The following is a 13693-nucleotide window of genomic DNA, read 5'->3' as shown; positions in this document are numbered from 1 at the left end:
ATTTCTTTATTAAGCACTCAAATTTCTTCAAAGCGCCCACACAGTTTGTCTTCTCAATTCTTAATGAACCTGCCCCGAAGGCGTGCTGCGTATTCTACTGATTTTGCGTTCAGTGTCAAACACTTTTTGCATTTTTTTAAAAAAAAAATCTCAGTCTGCTTTTTGTAAAAGCACCTTGGCTATTCTACGCTTGCCAACCTGGATGATGTAAGTCTGCTCTGAAGCCAGGAGCAGCGCGGGGTCTGACACCTTTTCACCATTAATTTTTACTGCACCTTGCTTCACCAATCTAATCGATTCAGAAGTACTTGCAGTCAGACCTATCTGTTTTAATAGTTGAGCTAAATGGGCAGGCTCATTACTTACTACAGACATTTCTTCGAGATCCTCCGGGATGACTCCTTTTTGAAACCGCTCAATAAAATCTCTATGCATATTTTCTGCTTGAGTTTGATCATGAAAACGAGCCACTATTTCCTTAGCAAAATCTATCTTAATGTCTCGAGGATTAGCTCCTTGCTCTACAGATTTTTTTAACTGTTGAATTTCTTTACCGGTTTTAAAGCTAAGCAAGTCGATGTAACGCCACATCAATTCATCTGATACGGACATGATCTTGCCAAACATATTCACGGCAGGTTCATTGATACCTATATAGTTATCTAAAGACTTAGACATTTTCTTTACTCCGTCTAAACCTTCTATTAGTGGTGTCATCATGACAACCTGCGGCTCCAGGCCATAGTGTTTTTGTAACTCACGCCCCATCAACAGATTGAATTTCTGATCTGTTCCGCCCAACTCAACATCTGCTTTTAAAGCGACTGAATCGTAACCCTGCAGCAGAGGATATAAAAATTCATGTATTGCGATTGGCTGACCGGACACGTAACGCTTGTTAAAATCATCACGCTCCAACATCCTTGCCACTGTATGGGTAGCAGCCAAACGAATTAAGTCAACAGCAGTGAATTTGCTAAGCCACTGGGAGTTAAAAGCTACTGTGGTCTTAGCCGGATCCAGAATTTTAAAAACCTGGTGCTGATATGTTTTTGCATTTTCAATAACCGTCTCTTCACTTAAAGGCATACGGGTAACATTTTTTCCCGTTGGATCGCCAATCAGTGCCGTAAAATCGCCAATTAAGAAAATGACCTCATGTCCGTATTGTTGAAATTGTCTTAGCTTATTAAGTAGTACGGTATGCCCGAGATGAAGATCAGGTGCTGTGGGATCAAAGCCCGCTTTAATTTTCAGGGGGATGCCCTTTTGTAATTTTTTTCCTAATTCACTCATGGGAAGAACTTCTTCGCAGCCGCGTATTAACTCGCGTTGATCTTCTGTAATTATTTCTAGCATATTATTAAAACCTATATAAATGATTGACCAATCTTCTCACACCGAGTATCTTAGCCCGGTTAGCAAATTCCTGCTATACCAAAGTTGTAATTTCAGGTAAATTGTTACACTAAATTGAGAAAAAAATAACAAAATATCCAAATACGAAGTCAAATTGATTGACTCTGAAGTAGTGGTCACCTCCACTTAATGACTGTTATTTATTAAATAAAAATTAAAACTAAACCATTCTTGTGGATGACAGCAGTATAGGCAACCGATGGATAAAAGACCAAGACCAAGTATCCCAAAGCGAAAGCAAGCTAAACCATCAAAGCTGTTAATGGCTTTTGCATTAGTTTTTGCCTTTTCATTGCCCTATTTTCTTGTAACCCATTTCTCACATAATAAAAAAAATGATTTTAGTAAAAAATTATCACTCCCAAAATTGGCAAAAGCACCATCTACTCAATCAAGACGAACAGGCGATAATCAGATTTCACAGCCCAAACTGATGGAAACACCCCCTAGCCAATTATCAAAACAGGTTAAACCGACACCTCAAGTAAAAGTAAACATAGTAAAAGATAATGTATGGCAAACGATAAGTCCCAGATCGGGCGATTCAATGGCAACTATTTTTCGTCGACTGGGGTTAACCGCACAAAATTTACATGCAGTACTACAAAAAAATCCTCACGCCAAAGTCCTCACCACAATCAAACCAAGCCAAAAATTACAATTTTTAATTAGTAAACACCGACTGGAAAAACTAGTCATACCGATGAATGATATTCAAACTCTGACTATTTATAGACAGGGTACTTTGTATAAAACACGTGTGGACTCAAAGAAAACAACCAGTCATAACCAATATGTAACAGGTGTGGTCAAAGGTTCTTTATATACTACTGCTCAACGACTCAATATTCCGTCCAAATTGATTCGTCAAATGACCCAAATACTTAATAAAGAAATTGATTTTGCTCATGCCATACGCGCAGGAGATAAATTTTCTATTGCGTACGATGCTATTTACGTAGAAGATAAAAAAGTAGGAATAGGCGATATACTCGCAGTATCGTATACTAATCGTGGAAAAACTGTTCAGGCAGTGCGACACACTAGAGCTAATGGTGATTTTGATTATTATACCCCTCAGGGAGAAAGCCTAAAGAAAGCATTTTCTCGATATCCGATTAAATTCAGCCACATTAGCTCAACGTTCGCTATATCCAGATATCATCCAATTTTACATTATAAAAGAGCACACAAAGGTATTGATTTAGCGGCACCTATAGGCACTCCTATACAAGCAACAGGCGATGGGATTATTACTATCATTGATAGACACAATGGCTACGGTAATATGATCAAAATTAAACATGACAAGAAATTTAGCACCATTTATGGACATATGCTTAAGTTTCAAAAGGGACTTTCCAAAGGAAGTAAAGTAAAACGCGGTCAAGTGATTGGCTATGTGGGACAAACTGGCCTGGCGACAGGTCCTCACTGCCATTATGAGCTCCATGTAAATAATCAACCCAGAAATCCAACAACCATTCCGCTACCGACGGCAGCCCCCATATCATCCAGAGAAATGGCCGCTTTTAAAGCAAAAACCAGAGCTTTATTTTCCAGATTAAAATTGTTTGAACAAGCAAGTCGCGCGGGAAGAAAGAATATCGATTTAGGTTAAGCCATTGAACTCCGGAAAATTGTAGCCTGGATGGAGCGAAGCGTAATCCGGGAGCAAGGCTCGAATCAGGTTACGATCCCGGGTTACAGCCGCGCCTTCACCCAGGCTACATCCTACATTTGGCTGAAACACCAAAAAATTCATGAACGTTTGCAGAAAAATACGGCCGTCCTCAATACATTGAACGGTCGGATTTGAGTGCAGGCAGAGAGATCGCCAAATACGACCATCAAGCGAATAGGTAGCGGCAGATTAGGACTGAAGCCACAATCCCCGCCAAATCAGCTAACAACCCGGCTGGAATTGCATGTCTTGTTCTTCTAATTCCAACTGACCCGAAATAAACAGCAATAACGTAGAATGTTGTTTCTGTACTTCCCATCATTGTTGCAGCAGTTTTGGCAATTAAAGAATCTCCGCCGTATTGATGAATTAACTCAGCCATTACTCCTGTTGATGCACTTCCTGAAAAAGGCCTGATTAAAGCCAAAGGCAATACTTGAGGAGGCATCCCAATCATCGTCATCAAAGGTGCCAAAAGCTGATCCATCAGACTAAAAAAACCAGAAGCCCTTAACATCCCAATGGCAACCATCATTGCTATAAGATAAGGAATAATACTTACACTGGTATCAAAACCTTGCTTGGCGCCAATAATAAAAGCATCGAAGACATTTACCTTTTTTATAGCTGCATACACTGGAATGCCTACTATAAAGATTAAAAACATCCAATTAGATAATTGATTAGCAAATCCATTCATAGGCTGTCCACCCTGTCCATGCGAAATCGAGGCAGTTTAGCCAATTGTTTCACTGCAACAATGGCCACTATAGTTGAGACAGTAGTGGCAATTAAAGAGCTGAAGATGACACTGCTAGGATTAGTACTACCGTTTGCCGCAAGAAAAGCAATTGCGGTAGCAGGAATGAGCTGAACGCTTGAAGTATTAATTGCTAAAAAGGTACACATGGAATTCGTGGCAATGGTCACATGGTTATTTAGACTTTGTAGTTCCTTCATCGCTTGTAAGCCAAATGGGGTTGCAGCATTTGCCAGTCCCAGCATATTTGCGGCAATGTTCATTACCATCGCCCCCATGGCGGGATGTTCTACAGGGATGTCTGGAAATAAACGTTTGAGAAGAGGTTTGAGCGCATTTCCTAGTTTTGCTACCAGACCTGACTCAGTAGCTATAGACATAATTCCAAGCCATAAAGCCATAATTCCTGTCAAACCTATGGCTACTTCAAATCCAAGCTTTGCAGAGTCGGTTACTGCCCGTACTACCTCGTCAATGCGTCCTTCAATAATGCCTACGATGATAGAAATTAGTATCATTCCTAACCAAATTATATTGAGCATTCTTGCCTCCCAGCCCTAAAAAAGGGTAGCATATAGCACAATTTGCATTTTAAACAGAACAAAATACTCATGAAATACACTACCGCTCCCTTTAGATATTTATTATTTTTTGCTTGTTTCATTATCAGTTTTTTTAGTCATGCGCTTGACTCTACTGCTCTTGAAGAACAGGCGAATTCAACTATAAGCGAACTATATCATACACTGAATACCATGCCGAACACTTCAATGGCTGAAAGAATAGATTGGATCAGTAACCATTTTTCAGGAACCGTTTATGAGCTGGGTTCTTTAGGAGAAGGACCCAACGCTCGTTATGATCAATTCCCGCTATATCGTGTTGATGCCTTTGATTGTGATACCTATGTCAATACCGTGCTCTCTTTAGCTTTAGCCAATTCTGTTGAATCATTTAAGCAATGTTTGAAATACACCCGCTATAAAAACGGCAAAAGGGCCTATATCAATCGCAATCATTTTACCTCTATAGACTGGAATAGAAATAATCAACGACGAGGGGTGCTTAAAGATATTACTCTCAGTATTAAAGATCAAAATAATCAATCTGTGGCATTATTTGCAGAGGCTTTAATTGACAAACCTGGTTGGTACGCCCATAAAACTCTTGCCACCATAAGATTGCAAAATGATAACAAAATGAAACAACAAGAGCTTTTAAATGAGTTAAAAACAAAAGGGCGTCATCTGGAGACCACTCCTTCAAAACTTCCTTATATACCTTTAACTGCTTTATTCACCAAGGACAATAAACCCAATACTTATTTATTTTCCCAAATCCCGCATGGAGCAATCATAGAAATTGTAAGACCCAATTGGGACTTACGAGAGCTCATAGGCACCTCATTAGATATTTCTCATTTAGGGTTTGCTATACGGATTAAGGATCAACTCTATTTTAGGCAGGCCTCTTCTCAACAGGGTAAAGTAATTGATGTTCTACTGATTGACTATCTGAAAGAAGCACAAAGCAGCCCCACCATAAAAGGAATTAATGTGCAGGTAGTATTACCCACAAAACCATTATCTAATGCTTGTGATGTAGAAGATGAGGTTAGACTTACGAAAAAACTGTGACCAATGCCCCTATGAAGACAATTAAATACCTTTCTAGTTTTGAGTCTTTATTATTCACAGTTCATCGTTTGTAACCTTACGGAATGTAAATTCCGTTGTTGCGAGCCTTGGCAAAGCAATCCGAATTCTGTACTGGATTGCTCCACTTCGTTCGCAACGACGATTATTTGGCTTTGCTATTTTAATAAATGACATAGCCCGTGAACGGTCCATCATTTATCGGACAAGAAAAGTGAAAAAAAAAAGGCTTACTTGATTTCAAATAAGCCTTGAAATATTTTTATTTTAAATAGTACTATTTCTTGCCTTCAGCAGTGTCTTTTGCTTCTTTAACGATCCCTAGCATTGCTTTTTCAATAATTTGAAAAGACTGTTGCAAATAATCTAATGCTTTATGGCCATTTTCCACAGCAAGATTAATTTGCTTTTCCAGCATTTCTTCTGGTTTTTTAACTTGAGCCAGCTCCTCTGGTTTTAAATAAGTTAAGCCTTGTAAGGTTTTGACATTTAATTCAGCTATGGCTTTGAAAGGCTCTTGTATTTTTTTAGCCATTTCACTCCATTTATCAAAATTTTGTTGGTTCATGATATTCTCCATTATGTTGCATTGCACAATTTAATATTAGTACTTATCTATACTGTTTGTCAATGATATAAATAAATATATATTGCAATGCAACATAAAAGTGCTTATTCGGGCTTAAATACTTTCTGCCACTGCTTCATCATCTGCTGCATTTGCTGATTCCAGGCTTCTGTTGCCTGCTGATAAGGGTTACTTTGCAGAGGCTTATCCATTGAATGAAACATTTGCTCCATCATCGCTTTCAAGGATGAATGCATGGGATGATTGGCCAAAGAAATAATCTGACGCAAAATATCAGAAGACAAAAATTGAGTAGGACCGGCCTCCATCTCAACAATAATCTGCAATAAAATGGAGTTAGTGAGATCTTTTCCCGTTTCAGAGTCTTCTACCTTAAATAACACCCCATCAAGTACGTAACGCTGTAATTGCTCAATGGTAATGTACTGGCTTGTCTCGGTATCATAAAGTCTACGGTTTTTATATTTTTTTATTAATCTAGTCATTATTTACTCTGAAATTTCGAACACTTATAATCATTATAAACCATTACAAGTGTTCGATGTTCTAAGATTGCAAGGATTAATACATATGCAATCCACCATTCACGCTGAGATTTGCACCCGTGATATAACGACTTTTTTCACTAATCAGAAATTCAACTGCCCATGCAATTTCTTGAGGTTCTGCCAGTCGTTTTGCAGGAATGAGATTAATGATCCCTTCTAATATATCGGGTCGAATACCCTGCATTAATCGTGTATTCACATAACCAGGAGACAAACTATTCACCGTAATATTTTTCATCATGAGTTCTTGAGCCAAACTTTTGGTAAAACCATAAACCCCTGCTTTGGATGCTGCATAATTAGCTTGAGAAAACTGCCCTTTTTGGGCATTAACAGAAGAAATATTAACTATCCTGCCCGACTCTTGCGCTTTCATACCCTCAACAACCTGGCGAGTGACATTAAACATTCCATCGAGATTGACTCTTAATACTTCATCCCACTGTTGTTTTGTCATTTTAGTAAATACTGCATCACGGGTGATACCTGCATTATTAATCAGGGCATCAACATTTCCGTATTCTTTAATAATTGAACCAATAACCTTTTCACACTGCTCAAAATCAGTAACATCCATATGCCGAAAAGAGATGTTTTTATAATTCTGCTCAAACAAGTCTTGTTCCCATAACTCACCTTTCTCATTGGGAATCAAATCCAGTGCAATGACATGTCGATAAGTTGAATCTAACTGTTTGGCAATTGCGGTACCTATATCTCCTGTGCCACCTGTAATTAATACCACGTTGTTATTTTGCATGTTATTCCCGTTTAGTTTATGTCAATACAACGTTATTAATCCTCTGTATTCTTACAAGACAAGTGTATTTTTAGAGGATGGAAAGATACTTGTTACATATACTGACCGCCATTAACGTCCAAATTGGCTCCGGTGATAAAACCACTGTCAGGAGATGCCAAAAAAGCCACTACATCAGCCACTTCTTTTGGATAACCTAACCGTCCAACGGGAATACTGGCTATGATTGAATTTAAAACTTCTTCTTTTACCGCGGCGAGCATTGGTGTCTCTATATAGCCCGGAGAAATTGTGTTGACGGTAATGCCTTTAGATGCGACTTCCAAAGCTAAACTTTTGGTGAAACCAAATAAAGCAGCTTTCGTAGAGGAATAATTACATTGACCAAATTGTCCTTTTCGTCCGTTAATTGAGGAAATGCTAATGACACGTCCATATCCTTTATCCAACATGACCGGTATTACATTACGAGTCATATTAAATACACTCGTTAAATTAGCGTCTATCACTTGCTGCCATTGTTGTGGGGTCATTTTCCGCAAGGAGCAGTCTTTGGTTATTCCTGCATTATTTACTAATACATCAATTTGCCCATAACGCTCCAGACTAAGAGCTACTAATTTTTCACAATCACTGTATTGGGCTATATCACCATAGACCACATCAATGTCAAAACCTAATTTTTGTTGCTCTTCCTGCCATTTTTTCGCCTCTTCATGTCTTCCATCCTTGAAATAACATGCGATGACTTTAAAATCCGCAGCAAGACGCTGACAGATTGCTGAACCAATGCCACCGGTGCCACCTGTTACAATTGCAACTCTCTTTTCCATAACAACTCCCTGTTTTCAAAGATTACCTCTTGATAATACTACAAATTAAATTAATTCACTTGTCAATTCCCAAATTATTTTACCAATTACCGTCAGGAAAGAGTAAAGACTATCTAACTGACCGTCCTTTAAGTTGCAATGAAAATTGATTAACTATAACCTGACTTGGCAGTAGTTATTTATTAGATTGTAACGCTTAATATTAGACGCTTTTTACTTAAAAGAGGTTATTATGCTCAAAAATATATTTGCGACAACGTTATCCCTAGTGGCTGTTATTGCCCCACACTATGCTTATGCTAACGACGATTCTTGCGAAATCCAGGTTGCTGTTTCCAGTCCTCCCATCCTTCCCAATAATAGCGTTGCTTTTAATGTAACTAATGATGAAGGTTTAAGTAAATCAGTGACTCTTCGCGGAGGAAGTGCTCCGAAGACCATAGAAAAACTCAATTGTTCTCCGCGTCCTTATACGGTAAGTGCTACTCTCTACTCCAATGCCCCCCTTGCAAAACTGGCTCCCCCTATTGGTGAATGCACATTAAAAGCAGGAAATGTAATCCTGAATGGTTTTAACAATAGCGTTGCGGTAGTTTTTCCCAATGATTTTATTTGTAATCAATAAATATCTGGTTTGCTATTAAAGAGAAGACGAGTGTGGATAAAAATCCACACTCATTGGAAGAATTAATAAACGGGTACATAACCTTTTAATTGCTGAGCAAATTGTCTTAATACATCAAGGCCTGATTCTTCAGCTTGACGACACCATTGTTGTAGTGCCTCGATCAATTCTTTTTGACTTGATGCGGTTTTCAACCAGACATTTTGTAATGATTGTTTATAGCTATAAACCAATCGCAATTGCTCACGAGCCTCTAACAATGTTTGTAAGCGAGTCTTGGCCTTAGTTGTTAATAACTTATCTTCACGACGCAGCAAACTTCCTGCACGTTGAAACAACTTTTTATCCGCTTTAGTTTCTATGCTGTTGCTCTTTTCGTATTTTAATATTGGTCTAATCACACTTTTATAATAATTAGACATCACTTGAAATCTATTAGAGATCACAGCTTTAACTGTATCGATGTCCACCTGAAGCTTGCCTTCATCCATAGCCAGCTTGGGTGGTAATTTTTTGACTTTGGCCAAACCTAAAAAAGACAGAACACGAATGTACATCCAACCAATATCGAACTCCCACCATTTTACTGAAAACTTGGCTGATGAAGCAAAAGTATGATGATTATTATGCAGCTCTTCGCCCCCGATCCAAAATCCCCAGGGGAAAACATTAGTTGCGGCATCTGGACATTCAAAGTTCCTATAACCCCAGTGGTGACCTACACCATTAACAACCCCCGCAGCCCATAAAGGAATCCATATCATTTGGATTGCCCAAATAGTAATTCCGGGAGCACCAAAGAAAAACAAATCCAGCAAAAACATTAACAAAATGCCTTTTGCAGAATGGCGAGAATAAAGATTGCGCTCAATCCAGTCTGTTGGAGTACCATGAGAATATTTCGCTACCATATCTCTGTCTTTACGAGCAATACGATATAATTCAGCGCCTTGCCAGAATACCTTTTTAATCCCTAACACAACAGGACTGTGCGGATCGCCTTCGACATCGGTGGTGGCATGATGTTTACGATGAATAGCCACCCAATCAGCAGTGACCATACCCGTAGTCAACCATAACCAGAAACGAAAAAAATGACTGATAATAGGGTGCAGGGTTAACGCTCGGTGCGTTTGGTTACGATGAAGATAGATTGTTACAGATGCTATAGTAATTTGAGTTAATACTAGTGTTGCAAGTACATACCCCCAAAACGTCAGGTTCAAATAGCCGAAAACCATAGTAACTCCAAATTAAGTAAAAACAGTTTATAATATTGATGAAAATCAAAAAATATTACATCCAGATAGTATAATCATAACACATTTTCAAGCATTATATTGCATGATTTCACTATGTGGCCGATAATTAATTAAATATTTACTTCAGGATGGAGCTATGAACGATAAATTGCAAAAATTTTTTGAAAATTTACTTCCGTTTGTACTGGTAGGAGTTGCCATTGCATTAGTGATAGGTTTACTGTTTATGTTTTTTTACATTGCAGTTTGGGGATTAATTATCGGTGGAATACTCTGGCTCATCGCTCTAATAAAACAATATTTATTTCCTGATAAAACCATTAAAAACGAAGAAGAAGGCAGGGTAATTGAACATGACGATAAAAAATAATGCCTGAATTACCAGAAGTTGAAACCACAAAACAAGGAATTAAGCCTCACCTGGAAGATCAAATAATTACTCGGATTGTAGTGCGAAATCCTAAACTTCGCTTGCCTGTTCCCTTAAATATCAATGAATTATGTGCAGGAAAAAAAATAGTCGCCCTTAGCCGCAGGGCTAAGTATATTCTCCTGCATCTTTCCCAAGGATATATTTTAATTCATCTTGGCATGTCTGGTCATTTACGCATTGTACCTAGTGACACCCCTCCTGCAAAACATGATCATCTTGACCTGATAATGACTAACGGACTCAGTCTAAGGTACTGCGATCCACGACGATTCGGCTTGTTTGTGTATCTCCATGAAAACCCGAATCAGCATCCATTACTTGCTCATTTAGGCCCGGAACCACTTTCGCAGGATTTTAACAGCGATTATTTATATAAAAGGACTCGTAATAAAAATATCTCAATCAAGTCGCTGATTATGAATAATGAAATCGTCGTGGGAGTGGGGAATATATATGCCACTGAAAGCCTTTTTTTGACCGGTATACATCCCCTCACTCCAGCAAACAAAATAACGGAGCTTGTCTGTCACTCATTGACCATGCAAATCAAACAAATACTAAAGTCAGCAATTGAGGCGGGAGGCACTACTCTGCGTGATTTTTATACGTTTGATGGCAAACCTGGTTATTTCAGTGTAGCCCTGAAGGTTTATGGTCGAAAAAAACAACCCTGTTTTCAATGCAATGCACTAATCGAGACTGTAGTCATTGCAGGACGCCATTCCGCATTTTGTCCTCAATGTCAGCCCCCCTGCCATTGATTTAAGCCACTTTCCATCATTCCGAGGGAGTTTGGTCGAGGGAGCCTGAAATAGACATCGGCCACATTTTAGAGATCCTTCGCTTCGCTCTGGATGACGTTTCTTAAGTCAATGGCAGTGTTCCTCAGCCCTGATGATAAAATGTGATAATTAAGGTCAGTTTATGAGTTAATTGTTCAACAATGCCATATCGGGTAAAATGCGCCCCTTTAAACTCACTTATAGGATTTTTGATGTTGCGTTTAAGGTTAGGGGGACGTTTAACAAGACACTATAAAGCGGAAGGCTTAGTTTATCTTCCTGATTTTATGATCTACACCATTGATGAAAGAGAATATAAAGCTTTTTGGCATGGAATAAAAAGTCATCCCCAAAACCGCTTATACACTGATGGATTACAGGTATATAGAGTCAATTGGCTTCAATCGCTCTTTCAGTTATTCAAAGGATGGCTGGGATTTGATAACCATTGCGATCCGAATAAAGTAGAAATGACATTGGCAAAAATTGCCTATTATGGTTATTTAAGAGGATTTCATCCCGTTGAATTTGAAGAATATGCTCCTTCAATAATCTCTGATCGCTTTAAAGCATTAATTAGCTCCGAACGAAATAATCAAAATTCTGCTGAACTGCAACAACTATTAATGAGTTACTATTTAACTCACTCTCCTAATTTTCCGGCATTAAACCAACCCATTCTCCAAGCTTATCCATTCGGCCATACCTTGGTTAATGAACAATTATATACTTTGGTTCCTTCAATAGATCCTCAGGACGCAGAGATTATTTCCCAATCGATTAGAGGGATGTACTATCAAAATACATCAGCACATTCATCTGATTGTTTTGAGTTAAGCCCCTTTGCCGAAGCCTATGCAGCCCATCTTGTGGGGGAACGCAGATTTAATGAAGCTCTTATCTGGTCAGAGCGGGTTAAAATTAATTTTAAAGAACAATTTATTGTTTTTTATATATCCCAAAGATACCACGACCCTGAAGCACTTCAAAAAGCAATTGAACTTATTGCACTATTATTCCGTTCACTCAATGAGTCAGAACAAAGCAGGGCTGTAAATTATATAAGACAAAATTTCAACATTGAAGAACAATTATACTATCTGCAATCTCATCCTGAATTAAGAGCCAAAGTAGCTGACGCCTATTTAGAAGAGGCAAAAACAGAAAAAAACAGATTTACCATAACCAAATTTATTCTGGGAGATAAGGTAATTCCCCTGCTGGCCCATGCAGTAAGGCTGGAGCCCCATATTCTGGACCGGGATAGCTCGATGCAAGACATTCTCATGAAGGAAGAATGGACTACATATCAATTTAATGAGGCAATTAAAGACAAGCGTTTTCATGAGGCAAAAGAGTTGTATAAAAAACACCCTCACTTCAAATTTGACAAAAATAAACTACTGGAATTACGGAATTATTTTGTTTCAGAAATAGAGAGTAAAACCGCATCAATCAAAACAGCACTGGAAAAAGAAGACCTACATCTAGCAGAAAAAACCGCATTGCAATTAGTAATAATTGCTAAATTAATAGCGCGCATTACCCCCCAAGACAATCCACTTTTAGCCGTTACCGTAGAATATGCTCTGACTCTCTTTAACATTGACAAAATCCTCCATCCTGAAGTTAAAAATGCAGATCTGAAACGGCTGAATAAGGCTCAGGAGGTACTCAATCAATTGAATTTACTTAATGCTTTTCCCGCATCCAGGTCAGCCCTTAATAAAGTGTTATTACGTAAAATTAATTGTCTTATTGAAAAAGTCAGAGTGCCAGTTACCTTTGACGACTCGTGGGAACTACGATCAGACTTTGTAAAGGAACATAAGGCAGAAATAGACGCATTAAAAAATAACTTGCAGACATTTATTGCTCTAAATGAAAAAAACAGATCCAAAGAGTTTCGTCCTATTTTAGGTAAAATGCATTACTTGCTGGGTGACGTCATTTATTATTTCACCCGCAATAAACAAGACGCCCTCCCTCATTTTGAAAAGGCCAGTGAGGTCATGTCAGAAAATCCATACTATCGCTTACGCTATTTTGAGATAACAGAAGACGAAAGACGCCATGACGTGGTAAATGAAATAGAGGAAATGGGGTATCTGCAGCATTCTAAATATAGGGATTGGATGACTGAAAGATGGCATGATGAGCAATTTATGTCTGAAGGAATGGATATACACAATATATCCGCTCAAGATCAGGGAATATTTTCTAGCCTTACCAGAATGTTCGCCTAATTGAATAGTCCTGATTCTAACAGGGTCTCCAGTAAAGAGACCCTGCTCATGAAATCAACTAGGCAAGTTAATCGACTTGCTGTAAGATTACCCGTCA

The 13693-nt window shown here is 38.5% G+C and carries 14 protein-coding genes; 6 read left to right on the top strand and 8 right to left on the bottom strand.

All coding sequences use genetic code 11. From position 1 onward, the window contains the following. Positions 1 to 150 precede the first annotated feature (150 nt). Entirely contained in the window at positions 151 to 1359 is a 1209-nt protein-coding gene (tyrS, locus tag LOX96_RS14355) for a tyrosine--tRNA ligase (protein WP_250423274.1), read from the bottom strand. Positions 1360 to 1618: 259 nt separating this feature from the next. Between tyrS and LOX96_RS14350 the strand changes: the two genes are divergently transcribed. Further along, entirely contained in the window at positions 1619 to 3040 is a 1422-nt protein-coding gene (locus LOX96_RS14350) for a M23 family metallopeptidase (protein WP_250423272.1), read from the top strand. A 229-nt stretch (positions 3041 to 3269) separates the two neighbouring features. Here the strand turns inward: LOX96_RS14350 and LOX96_RS14345 are convergent, their stop codons facing one another. Both LOX96_RS14345 and LOX96_RS14340 read right to left on the bottom strand, forming a co-directional pair. Continuing rightward, positions 3270 to 3803 (bottom strand): spore maturation protein, encoded by a 534-nt coding sequence (locus tag LOX96_RS14345; RefSeq protein ID WP_250423270.1) that lies wholly within the window; start codon positions 3801 to 3803, stop codon positions 3270 to 3272. Continuing rightward, positions 3800 to 4405 (bottom strand): nucleoside recognition domain-containing protein, encoded by a 606-nt coding sequence (locus LOX96_RS14340; protein ID WP_250423268.1) that lies wholly within the window; start codon positions 4403 to 4405, stop codon positions 3800 to 3802. Before LOX96_RS14340 ends, LOX96_RS14345 begins: the two co-directional genes overlap by 4 nt. Before the next feature lie 69 nt (positions 4406 to 4474). On the opposite strand from LOX96_RS14340, the gene LOX96_RS14335 reads away from it, so the two are divergent. Further along, positions 4475 to 5500: an N-acetylmuramoyl-L-alanine amidase-like domain-containing protein gene (locus tag LOX96_RS14335; RefSeq protein WP_250423266.1), complete on the top strand. Its 1026-nt coding sequence runs from the start codon at positions 4475 to 4477 to the stop codon at positions 5498 to 5500. A 295-nt stretch (positions 5501 to 5795) separates the two neighbouring features. Here the strand turns inward: LOX96_RS14335 and LOX96_RS14330 are convergent, their stop codons facing one another. The 4 genes from LOX96_RS14330 to phbB (LOX96_RS14315) form a co-directional block, all read right to left on the bottom strand. Then, the gene (locus LOX96_RS14330; RefSeq protein WP_250423264.1) at positions 5796 to 6086 is read right to left on the bottom strand and encodes a phasin family protein; all 291 of its coding nucleotides are present in this window, start codon (positions 6084 to 6086) and stop codon (positions 5796 to 5798) included. 104 nt (positions 6087 to 6190) lie between these two features. Continuing rightward, entirely contained in the window at positions 6191 to 6592 is a 402-nt protein-coding gene (locus tag LOX96_RS14325) for a polyhydroxyalkanoate synthesis regulator DNA-binding domain-containing protein (RefSeq protein ID WP_250423261.1), read from the bottom strand. A 76-nt stretch (positions 6593 to 6668) separates the two neighbouring features. Then, positions 6669 to 7415 carry an acetoacetyl-CoA reductase gene (phbB, locus tag LOX96_RS14320; RefSeq protein ID WP_250423259.1) on the bottom strand — a complete coding sequence of 249 codons (747 nt, stop codon included), beginning with the start codon at positions 7413 to 7415 and terminating at the stop codon, positions 6669 to 6671. Positions 7416 to 7507: 92 nt separating this feature from the next. Continuing rightward, complete coding sequence (gene phbB, locus LOX96_RS14315; RefSeq protein WP_250423256.1) at positions 7508 to 8248, bottom strand: acetoacetyl-CoA reductase; 741 nt, start codon at positions 8246 to 8248, stop codon at positions 7508 to 7510. Positions 8249 to 8480: 232 nt separating this feature from the next. Here phbB (LOX96_RS14315) and LOX96_RS14310 point away from each other — a divergent pair, with 232 nt between their 5' ends. Continuing rightward, complete coding sequence (locus tag LOX96_RS14310) at positions 8481 to 8873, top strand: hypothetical protein (protein WP_250423254.1); 393 nt, start codon at positions 8481 to 8483, stop codon at positions 8871 to 8873. Between the two features lie 62 nt (positions 8874 to 8935). Here LOX96_RS14310 and LOX96_RS14305 read toward each other — a convergent pair whose 3' ends face one another. Continuing rightward, a complete protein-coding gene (locus LOX96_RS14305) occupies positions 8936 to 10114 on the bottom strand; it encodes a DesA family fatty acid desaturase (RefSeq protein WP_250423252.1) in 1179 nt (392 codons plus the stop codon). Between the two features lie 157 nt (positions 10115 to 10271). Between LOX96_RS14305 and LOX96_RS14300 the strand changes: the two genes are divergently transcribed. From LOX96_RS14300 to LOX96_RS14290, 3 genes are all read left to right on the top strand, one after another. Further along, positions 10272 to 10505 (top strand): hypothetical protein, encoded by a 234-nt coding sequence (locus LOX96_RS14300; RefSeq protein WP_250423250.1) that lies wholly within the window; start codon positions 10272 to 10274, stop codon positions 10503 to 10505. Further along, positions 10505 to 11329, top strand: coding sequence for a bifunctional DNA-formamidopyrimidine glycosylase/DNA-(apurinic or apyrimidinic site) lyase (mutM, locus tag LOX96_RS14295; protein WP_250423248.1), 825 nt, complete (start codon positions 10505 to 10507; stop codon positions 11327 to 11329). The genes LOX96_RS14300 and mutM overlap by 1 nt, the downstream gene beginning before the upstream one ends. A 233-nt stretch (positions 11330 to 11562) precedes the next feature. Further along, a complete protein-coding gene (locus LOX96_RS14290; RefSeq protein ID WP_250423246.1) occupies positions 11563 to 13596 on the top strand; it encodes a hypothetical protein in 2034 nt (677 codons plus the stop codon). Positions 13597 to 13693: the final 97 nt, after the last annotated feature.

This window comes from Legionella maioricensis (assembly GCF_023618015.1).
Classification (GTDB): Bacteria; Pseudomonadota; Gammaproteobacteria; order Legionellales; family Legionellaceae; genus Legionella; species Legionella maioricensis.
The sequence above is the reverse complement of the archived record's forward strand: the minus strand, read 5'-3'. Positions and strand labels throughout refer to the sequence as shown.

What these genes read in the sequence shown, in the direction of transcription:
- LOX96_RS14330 (WP_250423264.1), bottom strand. Translation starts at nt 6,086, where the DNA reads ATGAACCAACAAAATTTTGATAAATGGAGTGAAATGGCTAAAAAAATA.
- mutM (WP_250423248.1), top strand. Translation starts at nt 10,505, where the DNA reads ATGCCTGAATTACCAGAAGTTGAAACCACAAAACAAGGAATTAAGCCT.
- phbB (WP_250423259.1), bottom strand. Translation starts at nt 7,415, where the DNA reads ATGCAAAATAACAACGTGGTATTAATTACAGGTGGCACAGGAGATATA.
- LOX96_RS14290 (WP_250423246.1), top strand. Translation starts at nt 11,563, where the DNA reads ATGTTGCGTTTAAGGTTAGGGGGACGTTTAACAAGACACTATAAAGCG.
- LOX96_RS14350 (WP_250423272.1), top strand. Translation starts at nt 1,619, where the DNA reads ATGGATAAAAGACCAAGACCAAGTATCCCAAAGCGAAAGCAAGCTAAA.
- LOX96_RS14345 (WP_250423270.1), bottom strand. Translation starts at nt 3,803, where the DNA reads ATGAATGGATTTGCTAATCAATTATCTAATTGGATGTTTTTAATCTTT.
- LOX96_RS14300 (WP_250423250.1), top strand. Translation starts at nt 10,272, where the DNA reads ATGAACGATAAATTGCAAAAATTTTTTGAAAATTTACTTCCGTTTGTA.
- LOX96_RS14335 (WP_250423266.1), top strand. Translation starts at nt 4,475, where the DNA reads ATGAAATACACTACCGCTCCCTTTAGATATTTATTATTTTTTGCTTGT.
- phbB (WP_250423256.1), bottom strand. Translation starts at nt 8,248, where the DNA reads ATGGAAAAGAGAGTTGCAATTGTAACAGGTGGCACCGGTGGCATTGGT.
- tyrS (WP_250423274.1), bottom strand. Translation starts at nt 1,359, where the DNA reads ATGCTAGAAATAATTACAGAAGATCAACGCGAGTTAATACGCGGCTGC.
- LOX96_RS14340 (WP_250423268.1), bottom strand. Translation starts at nt 4,405, where the DNA reads ATGCTCAATATAATTTGGTTAGGAATGATACTAATTTCTATCATCGTA.
- LOX96_RS14310 (WP_250423254.1), top strand. Translation starts at nt 8,481, where the DNA reads ATGCTCAAAAATATATTTGCGACAACGTTATCCCTAGTGGCTGTTATT.
- LOX96_RS14305 (WP_250423252.1), bottom strand. Translation starts at nt 10,114, where the DNA reads ATGGTTTTCGGCTATTTGAACCTGACGTTTTGGGGGTATGTACTTGCA.
- LOX96_RS14325 (WP_250423261.1), bottom strand. Translation starts at nt 6,592, where the DNA reads ATGACTAGATTAATAAAAAAATATAAAAACCGTAGACTTTATGATACC.